This window comes from Acinetobacter sp. C13 (assembly GCF_016809775.1).
GTDB classification, from domain to species: domain Bacteria; phylum Pseudomonadota; class Gammaproteobacteria; order Pseudomonadales; family Moraxellaceae; genus Acinetobacter; species Acinetobacter pittii.
Window position 1 is genome coordinate 165894 of record NZ_JAFBJL010000002.1, and the last position, 20644, is coordinate 186537.

Annotated in this window: 21 protein-coding genes and 1 tRNA gene; 15 read left to right on the forward strand and 7 right to left on the reverse strand. The window is 37.8% G+C overall.

Going from position 1 to position 20644, the window contains the following annotated elements:
* The first annotated feature begins 13 nt into the window (after positions 1-13).
* The 3 genes from pdxJ (at position 14) to JGE69_RS06065 (ending at position 2422) form a co-directional block, all read left to right on the forward strand.
* Positions 14-739 carry a pyridoxine 5'-phosphate synthase gene (pdxJ, locus tag JGE69_RS06055; protein WP_017386244.1) on the forward strand — a complete coding sequence of 242 codons (726 nt, stop codon included), beginning with the start codon at positions 14-16 and terminating at the stop codon, positions 737-739.
* 6 nt (positions 740-745) lie between these two features.
* Positions 746-1390: a tRNA-(ms[2]io[6]A)-hydroxylase gene (locus JGE69_RS06060; RefSeq protein ID WP_002118428.1), complete on the forward strand. Its 645-nt coding sequence runs from the start codon at positions 746-748 to the stop codon at positions 1388-1390.
* 273 nt (positions 1391-1663) lie between these two features.
* Positions 1664-2422 (forward strand): SDR family oxidoreductase, encoded by a 759-nt coding sequence (locus tag JGE69_RS06065; protein WP_069035776.1) that lies wholly within the window; start codon positions 1664-1666, stop codon positions 2420-2422.
* 168 nt (positions 2423-2590) lie between these two features.
* Here JGE69_RS06065 and JGE69_RS06070 read toward each other — a convergent pair.
* Positions 2591-2666, reverse strand: a tRNA-Asn gene (locus JGE69_RS06070).
* Between the two features lie 46 nt (positions 2667-2712).
* Here JGE69_RS06070 and JGE69_RS06075 point away from each other — a divergent pair.
* Positions 2713-2859, forward strand: coding sequence for a hypothetical protein (locus JGE69_RS06075; RefSeq protein WP_079381033.1), 147 nt, complete (start codon positions 2713-2715; stop codon positions 2857-2859).
* Positions 2860-2900: 41 nt separating this feature from the next.
* On the forward strand, positions 2901-3332 hold the full coding sequence (locus tag JGE69_RS06080) for a hypothetical protein (protein WP_017386246.1): 432 nt from the start codon (positions 2901-2903) through the stop codon (positions 3330-3332).
* Between the two features lie 15 nt (positions 3333-3347).
* On the opposite strand, the gene JGE69_RS06085 is transcribed toward JGE69_RS06080, so the two are convergent.
* Positions 3348-3785 carry a PaaI family thioesterase gene (locus JGE69_RS06085; RefSeq protein ID WP_002119022.1) on the reverse strand — a complete coding sequence of 146 codons (438 nt, stop codon included), beginning with the start codon at positions 3783-3785 and terminating at the stop codon, positions 3348-3350.
* 239 nt (positions 3786-4024) lie between these two features.
* Between JGE69_RS06085 and JGE69_RS06090 the strand changes: the two genes are divergently transcribed.
* Complete coding sequence (locus tag JGE69_RS06090; RefSeq protein WP_199113115.1) at positions 4025-4867, forward strand: DMT family transporter; 843 nt, start codon at positions 4025-4027, stop codon at positions 4865-4867.
* A gap of 52 nt (positions 4868-4919) precedes the next feature.
* On the opposite strand, the gene JGE69_RS06095 is transcribed toward JGE69_RS06090, so the two are convergent.
* Entirely contained in the window at positions 4920-6155 is a 1236-nt protein-coding gene (locus JGE69_RS06095; RefSeq protein ID WP_199113113.1) for a pyridoxal phosphate-dependent aminotransferase, read from the reverse strand.
* A gap of 208 nt (positions 6156-6363) precedes the next feature.
* Between JGE69_RS06095 and JGE69_RS06100 the strand changes: the two genes are divergently transcribed.
* Entirely contained in the window at positions 6364-6543 is a 180-nt protein-coding gene (locus tag JGE69_RS06100; RefSeq protein ID WP_002118942.1) for a hypothetical protein, read from the forward strand.
* Positions 6544-6572: 29 nt separating this feature from the next.
* Here JGE69_RS06100 and JGE69_RS06105 read toward each other — a convergent pair whose 3' ends face one another.
* Together JGE69_RS06105 and JGE69_RS06110 are read right to left on the reverse strand one after the other, a co-directional pair.
* Positions 6573-8012: a sensor domain-containing diguanylate cyclase gene (locus tag JGE69_RS06105; RefSeq protein WP_199113111.1), complete on the reverse strand. Its 1440-nt coding sequence runs from the start codon at positions 8010-8012 to the stop codon at positions 6573-6575.
* 175 nt (positions 8013-8187) lie between these two features.
* Complete coding sequence (locus tag JGE69_RS06110) at positions 8188-8979, reverse strand: hypothetical protein (RefSeq protein WP_017480583.1); 792 nt, start codon at positions 8977-8979, stop codon at positions 8188-8190.
* A 179-nt stretch (positions 8980-9158) separates the two neighbouring features.
* Between JGE69_RS06110 and uvrB the strand changes: the two genes are divergently transcribed.
* The 8 genes from uvrB (at position 9159) to proB (ending at position 18703) form a co-directional block, all read left to right on the forward strand.
* Entirely contained in the window at positions 9159-11180 is a 2022-nt protein-coding gene (uvrB, locus tag JGE69_RS06115; protein WP_002118463.1) for an excinuclease ABC subunit UvrB, read from the forward strand.
* A 93-nt stretch (positions 11181-11273) separates the two neighbouring features.
* On the forward strand, positions 11274-11861 hold the full coding sequence (locus JGE69_RS06120; protein ID WP_032055225.1) for a lipocalin family protein: 588 nt from the start codon (positions 11274-11276) through the stop codon (positions 11859-11861).
* A gap of 110 nt (positions 11862-11971) precedes the next feature.
* Positions 11972-12919 carry an EamA family transporter RarD gene (gene rarD / locus JGE69_RS06125; protein WP_075383496.1) on the forward strand — a complete coding sequence of 316 codons (948 nt, stop codon included), beginning with the start codon at positions 11972-11974 and terminating at the stop codon, positions 12917-12919.
* 216 nt (positions 12920-13135) lie between these two features.
* Positions 13136-14593, forward strand: coding sequence for a glyceraldehyde-3-phosphate dehydrogenase (locus JGE69_RS06130; protein WP_002118702.1), 1458 nt, complete (start codon positions 13136-13138; stop codon positions 14591-14593).
* Positions 14594-14742: 149 nt separating this feature from the next.
* Positions 14743-15468, forward strand: coding sequence for a hypothetical protein (locus tag JGE69_RS06135; RefSeq protein ID WP_017399267.1), 726 nt, complete (start codon positions 14743-14745; stop codon positions 15466-15468).
* 11 nt (positions 15469-15479) lie between these two features.
* Positions 15480-16154 carry a hypothetical protein gene (locus JGE69_RS06140; protein WP_005073191.1) on the forward strand — a complete coding sequence of 225 codons (675 nt, stop codon included), beginning with the start codon at positions 15480-15482 and terminating at the stop codon, positions 16152-16154.
* A gap of 179 nt (positions 16155-16333) precedes the next feature.
* The gene (cgtA, locus tag JGE69_RS06145; protein ID WP_199113109.1) at positions 16334-17554 is read left to right on the forward strand and encodes an Obg family GTPase CgtA; all 1221 of its coding nucleotides are present in this window, start codon (positions 16334-16336) and stop codon (positions 17552-17554) included.
* A 15-nt stretch (positions 17555-17569) separates the two neighbouring features.
* Positions 17570-18703, forward strand: coding sequence for a glutamate 5-kinase (proB, locus tag JGE69_RS06150; protein WP_002118789.1), 1134 nt, complete (start codon positions 17570-17572; stop codon positions 18701-18703).
* Positions 18704-18729: 26 nt separating this feature from the next.
* On the opposite strand, the gene JGE69_RS06155 is transcribed toward proB, so the two are convergent.
* Both JGE69_RS06155 and JGE69_RS06160 read right to left on the reverse strand, forming a co-directional pair.
* Positions 18730-19386: an HAD-IB family hydrolase gene (locus JGE69_RS06155; RefSeq protein ID WP_017386255.1), complete on the reverse strand. Its 657-nt coding sequence runs from the start codon at positions 19384-19386 to the stop codon at positions 18730-18732.
* A complete protein-coding gene (locus JGE69_RS06160; protein WP_045126687.1) occupies positions 19353-20561 on the reverse strand; it encodes a DUF1615 domain-containing protein in 1209 nt (402 codons plus the stop codon). The genes JGE69_RS06155 and JGE69_RS06160 overlap by 34 nt, the downstream gene beginning before the upstream one ends.
* Positions 20562-20644: the final 83 nt, after the last annotated feature.

Genomic DNA, 20644 nt, shown 5'->3' on the forward strand with positions numbered 1-20644 from the left:
TTAGGATTTATTTATGGCTGCATTGCTTGGTGTAAACATAGACCATGTTGCTACTTTGAGACAGGCGCGCGGTACTACTTATCCAGACCCTGTAGAAGCTGCTCTTATTTGTGAACAAGCTGGTGCAGAGGGGATTACTTTGCATTTGCGTGAAGACCGTCGCCATATTCAAGATGATGATGTACGTCGCATGCGTCCATTATTAAAAACGCGTATGAACCTAGAGTTGGCTGTTACTGATGAAATGGTCGAGTTTGCGAAAGAAATTCAGCCGCAGCACGTGTGTTTTGTGCCAGAAAGACGCCAAGAAGTAACAACTGAAGGCGGTTTAGATGTAGTAGGTAACTTTGAAAAAGTTAAAGCAGCAACTCAAACTTTAGCGGCTATTGGTTGTGACGTATCATTATTTATTGATGCTGATTTAGCTCAAATTGATGCAGCAGTTGCATGTGGCGCACCTACGATTGAGTTGCACACGGGTGCATATGCGGATGCGGAAACGGAGCAAGATCAACAAGCCGAGTTAGAGCGCATTATCAAAGGTGTTGAGTATGCAGCTTCAAAAGGTTTGGTTGTAAATGCAGGTCATGGCCTTAACCTTAAAAATATTGCGCCAATTGCAGCTATTCCACAAATTCATGAATTAAACATTGGTCATTCAATTATTGCTGAAAGTGTTTTTGTAGGTCTGGTTCAAGCTGTTAAAGATATGAAAACAGCGATTCAGGCAGCAGGATAGTTGGTTATGTCGAGTATCAATTACGATGAATTAATGCAACCTGTGGTGGCCTTTTTAGGATGTCAAACACCAAATGCATGGTTGGATGAGGCAATCAATAATTTAGATATCTTGATGCAAGATCATGCTAATTGTGAAAAGAAAGCTGCTAGTACAGCAATGAACTTAATGTTCCGCTATAGCTTCTTTCCTGACTTACAAGTAAAACTTGCTCAACTTGTACGAGAAGAAATGCTTCACTATGAACAAGTACTTGAGCTTATGGCTAAGCGCGGTCAAGAGTGGACTGGTTTAAGTGCTGGGCGTTATGCAGGTGGGTTGCGTAAAGAGATTCGTACGTATGAGCCTGAAGCTTTAATTGATGTGCTGGTGATTGGTGCATTCGTAGAGGCTCGTTCATGTGAGCGTTTTTATGCACTTGCACCGCGTGTAGATGATGAGTTAGGACGTTATTATCGATACTTGCTTAAGTCAGAGTCTCGTCATTTTGAAGACTATCTCGCACTTGCGCTTGATGTGGCAAAAACTGCAAAAATGAAAGATCCTAAAGAGGATATTCAACAGCGAATAAATCATATCCGTGAAGTTGAAAAGAATCTGATTTTAACACCAGATGATACTTTCCGTTTTCATAGTGGTATTCCTGCTTAGTCTTGGATTTCTCAAATAAAAAAGTTTACCTTTCACGGTAAACTTTTTTATTAGGTGCACATTATCTCTTCGGCAGTAAGCATGTTCTGCTTTTAGTTTTTTAATGCATATAATTATTTAATAAATATATTTTTTCTAGATTTTAATTTCTCTTAAAATTTTTAAAAAAACTTTTATTTTTTTAGGCTAATAATAAATATTGTGTAAATATAAAGGCTGATATGTTCATCATGAGTTCAACTGAAATAGTTGATCATTTCTAAGGATATAAGAATGTTAGCATTAGTTACAGGTGCATCGGCAGGTTTTGGTTATAGTATTTCAAAAAAGCTGATTGAGTTAGGATATAACGTTATTGGTTGCGGAAGACGAGCAGAAAAACTAGAAGAACTAAAACAAGAACTTGGTGAAAAATTCTACCCATTAGTATTTGACATGACGGATACGGCAGAAAATATAAATAAGGCATTGGTTGATTTACCAGCTGAATTTCAAATCAATCAAATTGATTTATTGGTGAATAATGCTGGATTGGCATTAGGATTGGAACCCGCAGATAAAGCAGAATTAGATGATTGGTACACGATGATTGATACCAATGTTAAGGGGCTTGTTACGATTACCCGATTAATTTTGCCAAGTATGGTAAAGAAAAAATCAGGTTTGATTATTAATATGGGCTCAATTGCAGGTACATATCCATATCCGGGGGGTAACGTGTATGGGGCAACCAAAGCATTTGTGGAGCAATTTAGTCTAAATCTTCGTGCTGATTTGGCTGGTACTGGTGTACGCGTAACTAACATTGAACCAGGGTTGTGTGGAGGTACTGAATTTTCTCTTGTGCGTTTTAAAGGTGATGAGGATAAAGTAAACAGTCTATATGATAAAAAGAATCCACTTTTGCCTGAAGATATTGCAAATACAGTAGCTTGGATTGCTTCACAACCTCCACACATTAATATTAATCGTATTGAAATGATGCCGACCACTCAATCTTTTAATCCTTTAAAAGTGGTTGAAGTGGAATAATAATTTAAGAAGAAAATATATTCTTTCGAGTTAGGTTAGAGCGTTAAACCTAATAAAGACTCTAAGAAAAAATTAAATCCTCTATCTGCTGATAGAGGATTTTTTATAGTTATTGATAAATTTATGGCAAAAAAAAGCCCGCTTTAATGCTGCGGGCTTTTTAGTATTTGGCTCTCCCACCTGGGCTCGAACCAGGGACCTGCGGATTAACAGTCCGTCGCTCTACCGACTGAGCTATGGGAGAATCTGCATGCGATTATAAGGAGATTTTGAGAAGGGTCAAGTCTAAATTGTCATGTTTACTTCATTTTTGTGTCGTATGCTTTTTATTTGATCAGTTGAGTGATGAGTTAAGAAATTACTTGCACTTTAAAAAATCAATTGCTAGATTCAAAAAAGAACAAGCGTTTGGAGAAATCCAAACAGTGTGGATTTAAACCAACTTGCCAGCACTAAAATGGCTAAATCGGAGATAAGTATGAAAACGCTTACGATCGCTTCTATTTTTTCTAATTTTGATTTCTATCAACACAATTATCTCAATATCTTAAATCAATCAGAATCTTATTACACACTTGTAGAAGGTGCATGGATTAATGCTTATCCTTTCAAAAAGCAGGATTTATATTTAGGCGATTTATTGCAGCTTTGGTTTAGCGCTAAATGGAATGTGCATAATTCACTTAAGATTTTAAAAAGCTCGAAACTACTAAACTCTTCTGAATCTTTATATATTTTTCAATTAGAAGGGGAGTTATTGTTGGGTAAAAATAAAGTTTTAGCTTGGTCTGTAGAGCATCAAGAAATTATAGAACTTCAACTTAAAAATATTTGGGCGCCGTATGTGATTGCACAAACTTGTGAACGTCCAGATAATTCAGATGACTTAATAAAAAAGGCAGCGGTTTAAGGCTGCCTTTAATGATTATGGACGAATAATCATGCAGGTTGCTGTTGCATAGGCATACAGTTTACCTTCCTCATCAATAATCTTTCCTTCAGAAATACCTAAATTTTTACTTAAATTAATAACTTTGCCTGTTGCAATTAAAGCCTGATTTTGGGGAATAGGGCGGCACATTTTTACGTTAAGGTCGATTGTGCCGTAACCTACACCCGCAGGTAACATCGTATGTACTGCACAGCCAGTCACTGAATCTAGAACGGTGGCAGCAAAACCACCATGTACGCCACCGAGTGGATTTAAATGGTTATGATCTGCTTGGGCTTTAAAGGTAACAGATCCTTCTGAAATTTCAGTAGGTTGCATAGGTATTGTTTTACTAATGCTGGCAGGTGGAATATGGCCTTCTATCATTGCTTGTAAAAATTCAAGGCCAGTCATTTCCATCGGATTTTTCATTTTTTGGGTCCTTTAATTTTTTAAGTTCCAAAATAGAACTTGATATTAGCCTATTATTAAGTCATCGATAAGTCAATTCTATAGTTAAAGATTGAACTGATAAGTTGAATTTTAAAATTTTGTTCATTTAATATAAAATTCCTTTATTATAAAAATTGAATTAAATGAGTTGCATAATGAATTAGATAGATAAGAAAGACTTCTTTTACACTATAAGAAATAACAGGAGCATAAGGACAATGCTTTTTAAAATTGCACTCATAATGGCGGCTTTTGCAGCAAATTCTGTATTGTGTCGTTTGGCTTTGGTTGGCCGACATATTGACCCAATGACTTTTAGTCTAATACGAGTAGCAAGTGGTGCAGTTGTTTTATTAGGACTGTTTTTATATTCAAAATCGTCTCAAACCAAAGTCCAATGGAGTTTAAAAAACGCATTTTTTCTAGCGGTTTATATTTTGGCATTTTCGTATGCTTATCTTCAAATCGACGCTGGGATTGGTGCTCTTTTATTGTTTGGGGTTGTACAGCTGACTATGGTGCTTTATGGCTATTGGCAGGGTGAGCAGATTGGCATGTACCGTGGTATAGGTCTATGTATTGCTTTAGCTGGAATCAGTGTTTTGTTATTACCCGATACTCATGCGTCTGATTGGGGATATGCTCTAATTATGGTGATATCTGGTTTAGCATGGGCTGGATACAGCATTGCTGGTCGCAATATGACACAACCGATTGGTAGTACGTTGGCAAATTTTACGCTAGCTGTGCCAATGGTTTTGTTGGCGAATGTATTACTTGCCCAAGATCGCTACATTGACATGCAAGGATGGGTCTTAGCGATTTTGTCGGGCGGTGTCACTTCAAGCGGGGCTTATGTACTCTGGTATGCAATTTTGAAGCATATTGATCGGGTGACAGCGAGTACAGTACAGCTAAGTGTGCCATGTTTGGCGATTATAGGTGGAAGCCTATTTGTAAATGAGACTGTGACAGGGCGAGTGATTTTATCAAGTTTTATGGTTTTATTTGGAATTTTATTAGTCATTTATATAAGACCTCAAAAAGCCAAAAATGCATAAGTGAATTAAAAAAGGGTTCTCTCAAGAGAACCCTTTTTATGCAAAATGCAGATTATTTCGCAGCTTTTTCAGCTTCAATTGAAGCAATAGCAGCGTCTACACCTTCAATTGAGTCAGCAGCTTTTTTGATACGTGCTAACGCATCAACGAGTACTTCGTCAGCTGTTGCATATGAAATACGCATAAAACCGCCTAAACCAAATGCATCACCAGGAACAACTGCTACGCCAGTTTCTTCTAGTAACCATTCAGAGAACTCTGTGCAAGATTTTAAGCCTTTTGCACGAATAAGAGGACGAATGTTTGCATAGGCATAGAAAGCGCCATCAGCAGGTAAGCAAGAGATACCTTTAATATCATTTAAGCCATTTACAACTAAGTCATGACGGCGTTTAAACGCTTCAATCATAGGTTGTAAAACGTCTTGTGGACCATTCAATGCAGCTTCAGCAGCAACTTGAGAAATAGAAGTCGGGTTAGAAGTTGACTGTGATTGGATCTTTTTCATTGCACCAATGATTTTTGCTGGACCGCCTGCATAGCCAATACGCCAACCTGTCATTGCGTATGCTTTAGAAACACCGTTTAAAACAATCGTGCGGTCATATAAATCAGGAGCAACAGTTGCGATGTTGTAGAACTCATCTTCCCAACGAATCGGTTCATACATATCGTCAGATGCAACAAATACTTGTGGATGACGACGTAAAACTTCAGCTAAAGCTTCTAATTCAGCTTTGCTATAAATCATGCCTGTTGGGTTAGATGGGCTGTTTAATACAACTAAACGAGTGTTAGGTGTAATAGCAGCTTCTAATTGTTCAGGAGTGATTTTGAAGCGTTGGTCTTCGCCACATTTCACAATGACTGGAGTACCTTCAGCAATAATGACCATATCTGGATAGCTTACCCAGAAAGGTGCTGGAATGATAACTTCATCGCCTTTGTTTAATAGAGCAAGTGCCAAGTTAAAGAAGCTTTGCTTACCACCACAAGAAACCAAAATCTGGTTCGCTTGATAATCAAGATTATTATCACGCTTGAACTTAGCAATAATTGCTTTTTTTAACCCAGGAGTACCATCTACAGCCGTATATTTGGTGAAACCATTATTAATCGCTTCAATTGCAGCATCTTTGATGTGTTGAGGGGTATCAAAATCTGGCTCGCCAGCACCTAAACCAATCACGTTCTTGCCAGCAGCTTTAAGTTCAGCAGCTTTATTTGTTACAGCAAGTGTAGGGGACGGTTTGATAGCATTGACACGATCAGAAAGACGTACGTCCACGGCAATATTCCTCTTATGGGATTAAAAAATAAAAAGCATACTATCTTATCGCAAAAATTAAGCAATTTGCGGATACGGGTATTTTTAGATGTAAAAAAGTTTAATTTAAGAAGGTTCTTGTTGCTGTTTTACTCAATTGAAGCTTTTTTGAAAAGAAATGATAAAAATCATTTATAATAGGTCGCAATCGAAATTTCGAGAATGAATTATGACTGAGCAACAGCCAAAACAGAAAAAGGCTTTGGTGAAATTGCCATTCCCAATGCCGAATGAAAGCAATCAAGCAGATGATGCGGTACACAACCAAGTGCGTCCAAAACCAGAGCAATACGCGGATAGAACATGGATGCCTCCACGTGGTACGCGTCGTTCTATGGGAAAACGCTAATTTTGAAAAACAGGCAATATGCCTGTTTTTTATTGATTGAATAAAATTTCTTGATAATAACTTTTTTTCTTTTGGTACATGTGATGGTCTGCTCGTTTTAACATGTCCTCAATTTGTTCATTTATTTGAGTGGTTGCATGTCCAATTGCAATACTTACTGGATGGCTTGAATAGTATTGATTGTCGATATTAAAAAGCTCCTGAATCGTTTGAAGCATAATTTGAACGTTCGCTTCATCTGCGCCCGGCATTAAGATCACGAATTCATCACCACCGATTCTGGATGCAGTATATGCTGTATTTGAAATAGCCTGACTTAAAATATTTCCAACACGGCGTAATAAACCATCTCCAATATCATGCCCAAACTGGTCATTTGTTTCTTTTAATCCATTCATATCTAAAAAAATTGAAGAAACTGGTCGAATAATACTTCGGTTTAAGCGATTAAGTTCCTCTGTAAAAAAAGCACGGTTATATAGTTTAGTAAGAACATCGTGTTGCCCTAAATATTCGAGATAGTTTTCCGCTTTTTTCCGGGCAGTAATATCTGTCAGCGCAACTTGCACTAATCCCCAAGTCTCTTCATATCCCGGAAAAACGGTAAATTGAAGCAAGACATTTCTTATTTGGCCATCTAAAGCGTAGTTAACGGCTTCACGTTTATGATGGATATTACCTTGCCATAACTCGATGAGTTGTTCTCGAAAGGTTTCAACCATTTCTTCAGCAAAAATCTTGTGTGTATTTCTTAAAAGTGTCGACTTATCAGGAGCTTTAAATAAATCTATCGTAGCCTGATTAACATCTAAAATTAAAATATCCTCTACACACTGGCGGACAAACTCAGGATGAACATCTAGAAAAGTTCTAAAATCTTCAATTCCCAATAGCCTAAGTTGATCAATTCTATTTTTTATACGGCTAAAATCCTCGACCCACAGCGAAGTAGGCGAGTAGATAAACATAGATTCAGCCAGTCGACGATTTTTTTCTTCCTGACGGAGTGCATTTTGATAAGGGGTAATATCTTCTGTAGTAATTAATACCCGCTCAAAGGTAGATTCAGAACCAGGTAAAATGGAACCTCTTAGCTGAACATCAATACGTTTGCCTGATAAAGTGTAATTCACAGTGGTGCTTGAAAAATGGGTTTTGCCATTCCATAACGCTTCAAGTTCATAAATATGTGATTCGAACATTTCCTTTTTAAAAATAAGATTCAAATTTGAATATAGTTCTTCGTATGTTGTTGCTTCAAAAAGTTCTAAAGTTTTTTGGTTAACACGAATAATTTTAATTTTATGAGCGCATTCGATAACTAAGTGTTTATTTTGATTTAAAAATTCATGGAGATTTTCAATTCCTTGCTTTCTCCATAAATCAAATTGTTGTTTAACTTCACTGAAATCCTCAATCCACATTGGAATTGGGCTAAGGTCAAAAATCGAAGAATCTAAAGTTTCCATATGTTTCTTTAAGTATTCAGTTTGCCTTAAAGTATAATGAGAAAAATTAAGATTTGGGAGGATAAAGAGTTTAAATATATTAGAATAATTAAAAATAAAAGGATTAAATGTAATTAAAAATAAAATAATGAGAAAGCAGAGATTATCTGCTTAACTCATAAATTCATAAGAAAAATTAACGATTAATAGGGTGATCAATGTTTTTTTCACCACGCCATAACTTAATAAAATCTTGCTCATCAAAATCGTAAAGTTCCATCAGTGCAACAACTGCACTTACAAAAATCATGGCACCCTCAGAATTTCCATGAAGATTGAAAATTTTACCGTTTAACTTCCCTAAAATATCACTAAGCTCATGATCACGGCCTCGTCCATAACGATCTCGTGGGTACAACTCTTCATTTAAGACAATAAGAGCTATGGCTTTTTCAGCATCTGATAAATCAGTTTTATCTAAAGCTTCTTCAAATGATTCACTGCCATGATTAAAGTAAAAAATAACTTCATCATTAATGAAACTTTGTACCATCTTTTGAGTTAAAGTCGGAAATTGAGATACTGCATTATCTTCTACATAGGGTTTAAAAGATTCCGGAAAGATAACGTTATGATAAATCCCTTTAAAAAGAGGAGCGATTTCGGAAACTTTATAACCCGCAATGCCACAACCTAATGCAGTAACGAAATATTTCATTTTAGGATGATTTTTTGTGTATATCTTAAAGTCTTCAACATAATGCTGAATTTGTGAAAGTGGCATTTGTTGAATGTGTTCATTTAAAGTTGGAATTGCAAAGCTTTGACCTGCCCAGCCACGACCTACACCTTCAACTGCTCCGAAGTGCTGACTTGCAACACGCGCTGCACCACTACCGTGTTGTCCAGCAAGATTACTTCCAAATACAAAAACTGTATCTTCGGGAAGTTCGGTTACAATACTTTCATCATGATATTGATAGGTCATGGTTATACTTTTTGTTTAATGGATAGCTTCATGTTGCAACCGATTAGGGTATTGGTCAAGTGTTAAGATGCTTAATCTTTTACATTGAATTTCCAGCTCAATTTAGACTTTAAATTAAGATAAAAATCCCCATTAAAATGGGAGACGTTAAATTCAATTTTTCATAAAGAGAGATAACTTTGAACGAAAATCAACCTTTTGATTTGGTCACTCATTATCAGCCAGCAGGTGATCAGCCACAGGCCATTGAAAAGCTGGTAAATGGTATCGAGCATGGTTTTCGTAATCAGTTATTGCTGGGTGTAACTGGCTCGGGTAAAACCTATACCATGGCGAATGTGATTGCTCAAACACAGCGACCTACAATTGTGATGGCTCATAACAAAACTTTGGCTGCCCAGCTTTATGGAGAGTTTAAAGCGTTCTTCCCTAATAATGCGGTTGAGTATTTCGTAAGTTACTATGATTATTATCAACCCGAGGCTTACGTTCCATCCTCAGATACTTTTATTGAAAAAGATGCTGCCATTAACGATCACATTGATCAGATGCGACTATCGGCAACACGCGCTTTATTAGAGCGTCGTGATGCAATTATTGTGGCATCGGTTTCTGCAATTTATGGTTTGGGTGACCCGAATGCTTATATGCAAATGTTACTGCATGTGGTTGAAGGCGATCGCGTAAGTCGTGATGAAATTATCCGCCGTTTAGTTGAAATGCAATATACTCGTAATGAACTTGAGTTCTTACGTGGTACATATCGAATTCGCGGCGAAATTATTGATATTTTCCCTGCCGAATCTGATCAACATGCGATTCGTATTGAACTATTTGATGACGAGGTCGATTCGATCCGTTGGTTTGATCCGTTAACGGGTAAAATGGTTCGTAAAGTTCCACGTGTTACGATTTATCCAAAAAGCCACTATGTAACCCCGAAAGATCATCTGACTCGTGCAATTGATACAATTAAAGATGAATTACAAGATCAACTTAAATTCTTCCGTGAACATGACAAATTGCTGGAAGCCCAGCGTATTGAGCAGCGTACCCGTTATGATTTAGAGATGATGCAACAGTTGGGCTATACCAATGGTATTGAAAACTATTCAAGACATTTGTCTGGTCGTCCAGCTGGTGAAGCGCCTCCAACTTTATTTGATTATGTACCAGAAGATGCATTGCTGATAATTGATGAGTCACACGTTACAGTTCCGCAAATTGGAGCGATGTATAAAGGCGACCGATCACGTAAAGAAAATTTAGTGAATTACGGGTTCCGTTTACCAAGTGCACTTGATAATCGACCAATGAAATTTGAAGAGTGGGAACGCATTGTGCCGACGACCATTTTTGTCAGTGCGACACCAGCTAAATATGAGTTAGAAAAGTCTGACCAAGTGGTTGAACAGGTGGTACGTCCAACAGGGCTAATTGATCCTGAAATTGAAGTTCGTCCTGTATTAACTCAGGTTGATGATGTTCTTTCTGAAATTAATATTCGTAAGAACCTAAATGAACGTGTGTTGGTGACCACTTTAACAAAGCGTATGGCGGAAGATCTGACTTCTTATTTAAAAGAATATGGGGTTAAAGTCGCTTATTTACACTCTGATATTGATACGGTTGAACGTGTCAAAATTATTCATGAGTTACGTACAGGTGTATTCGACGTTTTAGTCGGTATTAACTTGTTGCGTGAAGGTCTCGACATGCCAGAAGTTTCTTTAGTTGCTATTTTAGATGCAGATAAAGAAGGTTTTTTACGTTCAGAACGTTCACTCATTCAGACAATTGGTCGTGCCGCGCGTAACGTGAAAGGTAAAGCAATTTTATATGCTGACCGAATTACTGATTCTATGCAAAAAGCAATAGATGAGACTGAACGCCGTAGAGCTAAACAAATCGAGTTCAACGAGTTGCATGGTATTACGCCACGTAGTGCTGTTCGTCAGGTCATCAAAGAAATTGATTCAGGCGAAGTGCTTTCAGACGACGAAATTGATGAGAAGGTGCTTGAACAAGCACAAGCTTTAAGTGCTGACGAAAGACATATTCTCTCTGATCCAAAATTGTTTAGTAAGCATATTACTAAGCTTGAAAAAGAGATGTTAAAAGCTTCGAAAGATTTGCAGTTTGAACAGGCAGCTCGGATACGTGATGAAATCATTCGACTAAAAGCGCAAATGTTGCAATAAACGAATACATAACGCTACATAATGTGTTTAAAAAACAAGCTACTGTAGATATTTGAGTTCTTTTGTATTCACAACTAATCGTTGAGGGCAACAATGGCATTTCGAAATAATGTTCCGCAAGCCAGTTGGCGTTTGGCTAAAATTGCGTTGGGCGGTGTCGTTTTGGCTGGTTTGGCTGTTGGAACCTATGTCTATGCCCAGCCGAAACCTTTGCAAACTGTCTATAAAGTTGAACTAGACCGATATTTAGGTGTTTGGTATGAAGTCGCGCGTAAGCCTGCATTTTTTCAAAAAAAATGTGCTTATAACGTATCTGCGACCTACACCTTAAACGAAAATGGAAATGTAGTAGTAGATAATCGCTGCTATGATAATAGAAAACAATTACAGCAATCTATCGGGGAGGCCTTTGTGGTTAACCCGCCATATAACACCAAATTGAAGGTAAGTTTTTTACCAGAAGCTGTAAGATGGATTCCGGTAATTCGTGGGGATTACTGGATTTTAAAGCTAGATGAAGACTATCAGACTGTTTTGGTTGGGGAACCTTCACGTAAATACCTTTGGGTGCTATCAAGAAACCCTCATCCAGAGCAAGAAGTGGTAGATGAATATTTAAATTATGCAAAAACATTAGGTTTTGATATTCGAGATGTTATTCGTACAGAACATAAAGAATAGTGTTTTATGTCTGTTTAAGAAAAAACCATGTTTTTACATGGTTTTTTCTTTTTTATAGTGGATAAATCAAGTATTGTAGTGAGTTATTTTTACTAAAGTCTAAGAGGTTGATGATGTTTAAGGGCGTGATCTTGTCTGTCATGGCATCATTCACTTTTGGTGTACTTTATTTTTATACTCAATTATTAAGCCAACTCGATAGTGAACAAACTTTTGGATGGCGGATTATTGCAACACTACCGTTCCTTACTTTATTTATGTGGTGGAGTGGTGATTTAGCCTATATCAAGAATATCTACCAACGTATTTTGGCTAAGCCTTCTTTACTATTATTATTAATCACAACCTCTATTTTAACCTCAGTACAACTTTGGCTTTTTTTGTGGGGGCCGATGCATGGGCGTGGGTTACAAGTCTCTTTGGGATATTTCCTGTTGCCGCTGGTTCTTGTCTTAGCTGGAAGTGTGTTGTATGGCGAAAAAATATCAAAATTTCAATGGGTAGCAATTATTCTTGCAGTTATTGGCGTTAGCCATGAGATATGGCGTTTAGGAAGTATTGCGTGGGAAACTGCATTGGTAGCAGTTGGATATTCTGCCTACTTTTTATTACGTAAAAAAATTAAAACAGATAATTTAGGGGGCTTTTGGTGGGATTTAGTCATTATTATGCCCATTGCAATTTATTTAACTCATACAGGTTTGCTGCCATACAGTAAATTTATAGACCAACCAAGTCTTTCTTTGATCATTATTGGGCTTGGAATTTTAAGTGCTATTGGTCTGGGAAGTTATATTCTGGCAAGTCGCTTTCTACCTTTAGTTGTGTTTGGACTCTTAGGATATTTGGAACCTGTATTACTTGCTTTAGCTTCTTTAGTTTTAGGGGAGAGCATTGGCCAAGAAGAATGGTTCACTTATATTCCGATTTGGTGTGCTGTTTTTGTACTCGTTTTAGAAGGGGCAATTCATCTTTATCAACAACGGCAAAAAGCCCAAAATCTGCAACTTAATATCACGAAATATCAAAAAAGATTAAAAAATGATGAGTTCAATTAGGTCGCCAGAACCTAAAAAGTAAGAAAAAGCAAAAATTTAGCTGCTTTAAACAATAAGATAATAAAAAATAATTATAGGTATTTTATGAATTTATGATGAATTTTAGGAAAATCTAGTCACTAACGTCAGCTTTTGATTCATTCTTGCCAATAATTCCATTACAATTACGGGGTTTTAAAAATCACGCCTAGATATAATTAATTAGAGGACGTATCTGTGAGCAAAGACACTATCATCGCCCTGCACGCTGAACACCAAGGCCGTTGGAAAAACCGTGAAGAAATCGCGGAACGTATGATTGCATTAATCGGTCAATTATACCGTGAAAAAAATATTGTCGTATCTGTTTACGGTCGCTCTTTAATTAACCGTTCTGTTATCCAAATTTTGAAAACTCACCGTCGTACACGTGTTGTAGACGTTGAACTTTCTGTTGTAAACACATTCCCAATTTTAGAAGCTTTAGCAAAAGTTGAAAATATTGGTTCTGCAGAAGTTGATATCGGTAAACTTGCTGTCGAATACAAAGAAAAAGGCGGTGATGTTGATGCTTTTGTTGCTCAATCAGTTGAGTCAATCAAAGGTAGCGCAACTTCTGAACAACCTAAAGATGTAGTTCTTTACGGTTTTGGTCGTATTGGTCGTATCTTGGCTCGTTTAATCATTAGCCAATCAGGTTTAGGTCGTGGTTTGAGCCTTAAAGCAATCGTTGTACGTAAGTCTTCTGATGGTGACTTGGCAAAACGTGCTTCTTTACTTCGTCGTGACTCTATTCACGGTACTTTCGCTGGTACAATTTCTGTTGATGAAGAAAACGAAGCAATCATTGCTAACGGTAACTTCATTAAAGTGATTTATGCGTCTAGCCCAAGTGAAGTTGACTATACTGAATACGGTATTGAAAACGCACTTTTAATCGACAACACTGGTAAATGGCGTGATGCTGAAGGTCTAAGCCAACACTTGAAATGCCCAGGCGTTGCACGTGTTGTATTGACTGCACCAAGTAAAGGCGAAATGAAAAACGTTGTATTTGGTGTAAACAACACAGATATCTTAGATGAAGACAAAATCATCTCTGCTGCAAGTTGTACAACAAATGCAATCACTCCAATTCTTAAAGTATTGGATGACAAATATAAAGTTCTTAACGGTCATGTTGAAACTGTTCACTCATTTACAAATGACCAGAACTTAATCGATAACTACCATAAAGCAGATCGTCGTGGCCGTGCTGCTACTTTGAACATGGTAATTACAGAGACTGGCGCAGCTAAAGCAGTTGCTAAAGCATTACCTGCATTGAAAGGTAAATTAACTGGTAACTCTGTACGTGTTCCTACACCAAACGTATCTCTTGCAATCTTGAACTTAACACTTGATAAAGAAGTTGATCGTGAAGAAGTGAACGAATACATTCGTCAAATTTCGATTAACTCTAACCTTCAAGGTCAAATTGGTTATACCAACTCGACTGAAGTTGTATCGAGTGACTTTATCGGTTCTCGTACAGCAGGTGTATACGATGCTCAAGCAACGATTACTTCTGGTAACCGTTTAACTGCTTACGTTTGGTACGATAACGAAGTTGGTTATAGCTGTCAGGTATTACGTATCGCTGAACAAATGTGCGGCGTAAGCTACAAAAAAATTCCAGCAGAATTGAATGCTTAAGATCATTTAACGATCTATAAAATATTTTCACAAAAAGACCCAGTTTAGACTGGGTTTTTTTACAACCGTACAAAATATATGCTGACTATTTTTTGTAAATAAATGAGAATACAAATTAAGGAAAAAAAGAAAATAGTAAGGGATAGGAATTGTCGCAGTTTAAACGTTTGTTGGTCGTTTTTGTATTCATCATTATTGCCAATTTATGTGGTGTACTCATTGCAATATGGGTATTTAAGCACTTTAATATTTATATTCCACTGAAAAATCAGGCAGTTGCTATTGATTTACAAGAGCCTCTACAGGTTAAGGTTAAAGTACAAGATGCTTTAAATGTGGATGTAAAGGGGCGCGTAAATGCCAGTATTCCAATTGATGAGAAACTGAATATTCCTTTAACACAAACATTAACTCCGCGTGTTTATTTCGATAATATGGTGCCGATTAGCACTACTATTCCTGTCAAAGAAACATTAAAAGTTGAGCAAAATCTACCAATTGATACTAAGGTTCAGGTGCGAGTTTTAGGACGTGATATTACGTTGCCATTGAAAGGAACAATTCCATTAAAACTTGATGTGCCAATTGATATTAATGTCCCGCTTGAGCAAAAAGTTCATTTAAAATTTGATGCGCCAGTACGCACGGTATTAAAAGAAAATTTACATATTCCTCTAAAAGCAAGATTAGATACGAATATCCCAATTGAGGGTAATTTAAATGTACCTGTTAAAACTGCATTAAATGCTTCGGTTGATGTGAAAAATACTTTGCCTGTTAAGATTGCAAATGGTGAGTTAAAGATTCCTCTGTCCACTATGCGATTAAATCGAGTATTAGGTTCAGAAACTTCACAAAAGACAGCTGATCAATAGGGTGGATGCTAATGTTCCGTTCACTCAAGAGTATGTTAATCAGTTTCTTTTTAATGATGATACTTGCCGCTATTATGTTTTGGGTGTATCTCAACATTCAGGCAAATTTAGTCGTTTCTGCTCATAATGCCGATATTAGTTTACCTGACTCTTTAGAAACAAAAATTCAAGTTGGTAATACTTTGCAGGTTCAGTCTATTGGTAAACTTGATACAACCTTAGATATAGACCGCCAATTAACTTTACCCTTAAAAGGGAAATATTTGGCAGATTTAAATTTTGCTGTAGAAACACCTATTACGGTAAGTGTCGATTATTCAACGACTCTAAAAATTGATCAGGTTATGCCTTTAGAAACCACCACAGACTTGGTTTATCAAAGTAAGTTTTTACCAAAATTTCCCCTTAAATTAGATATCCCTATTAAATTAGATGTGCCTTTTAATTTAAAACGTAGTTATACCGTTCCCGTTAAAATTGTTTTTGATGGTCCAGTTTATTTTGAATTCGATGAACCTGTAAATTTATCGGTGAAACATCAGTTTAAACCAAGTCTAAACGTAAATGATCCTATGGAAATGGGGAATGTCTCTTCATTTAATGCCATCATGTATAATTCTGTGCCAAAAACAAAAGCAAATCTTGATATGCAAATGACCTTACCTCTGCGTAATGTGCATCCTTGATAATTAAATAAATTGGCTAAATTTTATTTTTTATAAGGAACCTATTTGCAAAACTAAAAGCATCTGCTGGATTAAAGATAAAACAGATCGTTATAAATGGAATTGTTCCATTTTCTATTCGAGAATTTTATGAAAATATGGCAGAATAGGCGGTTTTAGAGTTTTTAGAGGATTGGCAGATGCGCTTTGTTGATGAAGCAGTCATTACCGTAGAGGCTGGCGACGGTGGCAATGGCGTAGCCAGTTTTCGCCGTGAAAAATTTGTACCATTTGGTGGCCCAGATGGTGGTGATGGCGGACGTGGTGGAAGTATCCATATTCAAGCTGATGACGATACAAGTACGCTAGTCGATTACCGTTACACACGTAAATTCCGTGCTGAGCGTGGAAAAAACGGTGCAGGTGCTAACTGTACTGGACGTGGTGGTGAAGATGTGGTTTTAAAAGTACCCGTTGGTACAACAATTGTTGATACAGATTCAGGCGATATTATTGGCGATTTGGTTGAAGACGGCCAAAGAATTCTAGTTGCTGGTGGTGGTGAAGGTGGTTTAGGTAACACTCACTTTAAATCATCAACTAACCGAGCACCGCGTAAATGTACGACTGGTACAAAAGGTGAGTTCCGCGAAATTCGTCTTGAATTAAAAGTATTGGCAGATGTTGGTTTGCTAGGTATGCCAAATGCCGGTAAATCTACTTTCATTCGTGCTGTAAGCGCTGCAAAACCAAAAGTGGCAGATTATCCATTTACAACCATGGTTCCAAACTTGGGTGTAGTCGATGCTGACCGCCATCGTTCATTTGTAATGGCCGATATTCCAGGGTTAATCGAGGGTGCAGCAGAAGGTGCAGGTTTAGGAATTCGTTTCCTTAAACATTTGGCACGTACTCGTATTCTTTTACACATTATTGATGTACAACCAATTGATGGTTCAGATCCTGCACATAATGCAAAAGCGATTATGAATGAGTTGGCTAAGTTCTCACCAACTTTGGCTAAATTACCAGTTGTTTTAGTACTCAACAAACTTGATCAGATTGCTGAAGAAAGCCGCGAAGAGTGGTGTCAGCACATTCTAGATGAACTAGAGTGGACAGGACCTGTCTTTAAGACATCGGGCTTATTAAGCGAAGGTACAAAAGAAGTTGTGTATTACTTGATGGATCAGATTGAACAACAACGTGAACGTGAAGTTGAAGATCCTGAATACGCAGCAGAAGTAAGAGCTTTCCGTGAACAACTAGAAGTTGAAACACGTGAACAAACCATTGCGGCAAAAGAAGCATATCGTGCAATGCGTCGAGCACAACGTCTCGAAAGCATGATGGACGATGATGATGATTTTGACGATGATGAAGACGACAATGATGTAGAAGTCATCTACGTTCGTGACTAGAAAACCGAGGGAAACATGATAGAAGTGGTCGATGGGCAACGTCAGCTCAGTGAGTGTAAACGAATCGTTGTTAAAATCGGATCATCTTTACTTACAGCTAATGGGCAAGGTTTAGATCTAGATGCTATTTCGCATTGGGCGAAACAGATTGCAGATCTGCACAATGCCGGGCACGAGATTATTTTAGTGTCATCAGGAGCTGTAGCAGAAGGTATGGTTCGTATGAAGCTTGCGAGTCGACCCACCGATCTACCCAGTCTACAAGCCTGTGCTGCAATTGGGCAGATGGGCTTAATTCATACTTGGTCTAGTGTGCTTGAAAACCACGGTATTCGTACTGCTCAGGTTTTATTGACTCATGATGATTTGGCAGATCGCCGTCGTTATCTGAACTCGTGTGATGCTCTGCAAAACTTGATTGATTGGCGTGTGATTCCTGTCATTAATGAAAATGACACGGTGTCTACCGATGAGATCCGTTTTGGTGATAATGATACCTTAGCTGCTATGGTGGCAGGTCAGGTTCATGCAGAATTGCTGATCATTTTAACCGATCAGCAAGGTATGTTTGACTCAGATCCGCGTCATAATCCTGATGCTAAATTACTCTCTACTGTTCGTGCTATGGATGATGATTTATTCGATATGGCCGGCGGTGGTGGTGTGCTTGGCAGAGGTGGGATGGTCACTAAAGTTCGTGCTGCACGTTTAGCTGCTAAATCGGGCTGCCCAACCCTCATCGCGAGTGGCGAAAGTGATAATGTCTTATCACGTGCGATGGCAGGTGAGATGCTAGGCACTTTGTTTACTACAGATAAAGACCGCATGACTGCTCATCAACAGTGGCTCGCTGCTCATTTACAAACAGCAGGTCGTCTTGTGATTGATGATGGTGCTGTTGAAGCGATTAAATTGAAGCATCGCAGTTTGCTCCCTGTTGGAGTTAAAAATGTTGAAGGACATTTTGATCGTGGTGATGTGGTTGAATGTGTCGATAAACAAGGTAAACGTATTGCGGTAGGTCGAGTGAACTTTAGCTCACGATCAGCCGAAATTATTAAAGGCTTAGCCTCAGATAAGGTTTATCAAGTGCTTGGTGAAGCTCGTTCACTTGAAATGATTCACCGTGATCATATGGCAATTTATTAAGTTTTACTCAAATAAAAAAGCTCGCTTTAAGCGAGCTTTTTTTCTGGTGTTAAACGAGGTAAAACACGGTCTTCACCTACCATATATGGATGTGTGGCGAGACTGAGCATGTCTAAGTCTTCCGAGCTATTACCATACGCATAAATCTGGTGGTAATGCTGTAGTGTATATTGCTGATGTATTCTTAACTTCTTTTGTTCACTACTACAGTCTGGAGTGGAATAGTAACCCGTCATCCTGCCGTTTTTAATTTGAGTTTCGGTACAAATCAACTCGATATCTAGTAACTTGCAAAGTGGAGCAAGATAGACATCAATTGAAGCTGAAACTAATACGACTTGATCACCACGCAATTGATGATGTTGTAACTGAGTAAAAATTTCAGGCGAAAGCGCAGAGACTAACTCTTGTGCGTATTCTTCACCTAATTTTTGTAATTCAATTGCAGGCGTATTTTTAAACATGCTACGGAATAACTTAGCACGCATAGCATGGGCAGGATAAAAGTTAAGATAGTAGGCTTGAATCCATGGCAGAATTTTCAAGCCTTGCTTAACAATGTGACGCTTAGATAAAGCATAAAAGATGAACCCTGTAAAACTATCTTTACTACACAAGGTTCCATCAAAATCGAACAGGGCGAGACTTTTTATAGTCTTATTCGTTTCGCTCGTTGCATACATGTTTCATATCGTCCGTTTACGCGGGTTGCATACCAATTGGTATTATAATCACGACTTAATTTAGGCCCAGAAATTACCACTTGAGGCATAATTGCATAGAGTGGTTCTTTGCCAGTTTTTGATTTATAAAGTTTAGTCAGCGCAATATAAGTTTGAGTACTTTCAAACTTTTTCTCTTTTTCTAATTTAAGATCATCACGGATTTGTCGTGGGGTAACCAATACATTATTTTTTGCAAATACCGTGATCAGTTCTTTTTCTGACTCGCTTTGAGCTGCGCGTGGATCACCATCTTTTGTATAAAGAAGTAGATCGCCATCAAGACTTATATCTTTATCGGTAAGTTCTTTTAGCATTTTTTGAAAAGCTGCATTACGGCTAGAGTACATACCAGAGTTATAATCCGCAAAACGATAAATGGCTTTATCGTAGTCTGCCGGATAAACCATTAAACGATGTATGCCGTAATATAAACCACCGTATTCAGTATATAGGTCATCGCGAAGCGCAGCAGTACTCATACTCGAACGCTTATTGGCTTTCGCATAATTAATATGAACTTGCATTGAACCTAAAGTCGTAATAGGGTTCATTTTCTCGCCAATATCTTGACCAACCAATTTGGCTGCACCAGTTAAGGCACTCACATGATAGTGTTTAGCCATGAAGTCAAAAATTTCTCGGTAAAGTAAGTCGAGTTCTTTCTCGGTTTTAACCTTACGCATTTGACTCATATAGTTATTATCAGGAGAGGGCTGAGTTCTTAGAACTTCTTCAAAATAACCAGCAATTGTTCCACCAACGGTTTTGCCAAGCTTATCTTCAAATTTTTCATTTAAACGTGTACTAACTTCTTCAACTGCCTTTTGTCCTAACCCAGGCACCTGAGGGTTGGCAACAAAGTTGGATTCCTGATCCACTACAGCCACAATACTACAGACATTTTTCTTGGTTTTAGGAATATCCAAGTCTTTCATAATGTCATCAATATCTTTAGCCCATGATTCACGGTCATGCACACGTGATGGAATTAGACGTTTAATCTGTTGGCTTTCTAGTTCAGGCTCATCATTGTTTGACCACCAAGCTTTATCACCACAAGCAGCTAAACTCATGCATACGGCAGCCATGCCGAATGATTTTAATAAAAAACGGGAAGACAACGGTTTGTTCATGGCGAGGAAAGCACCTGCATAAAAAGATGAGCCGATTAAGCGGATGAAGTATACTATGTTGATCATCAATTGTATGAATATAT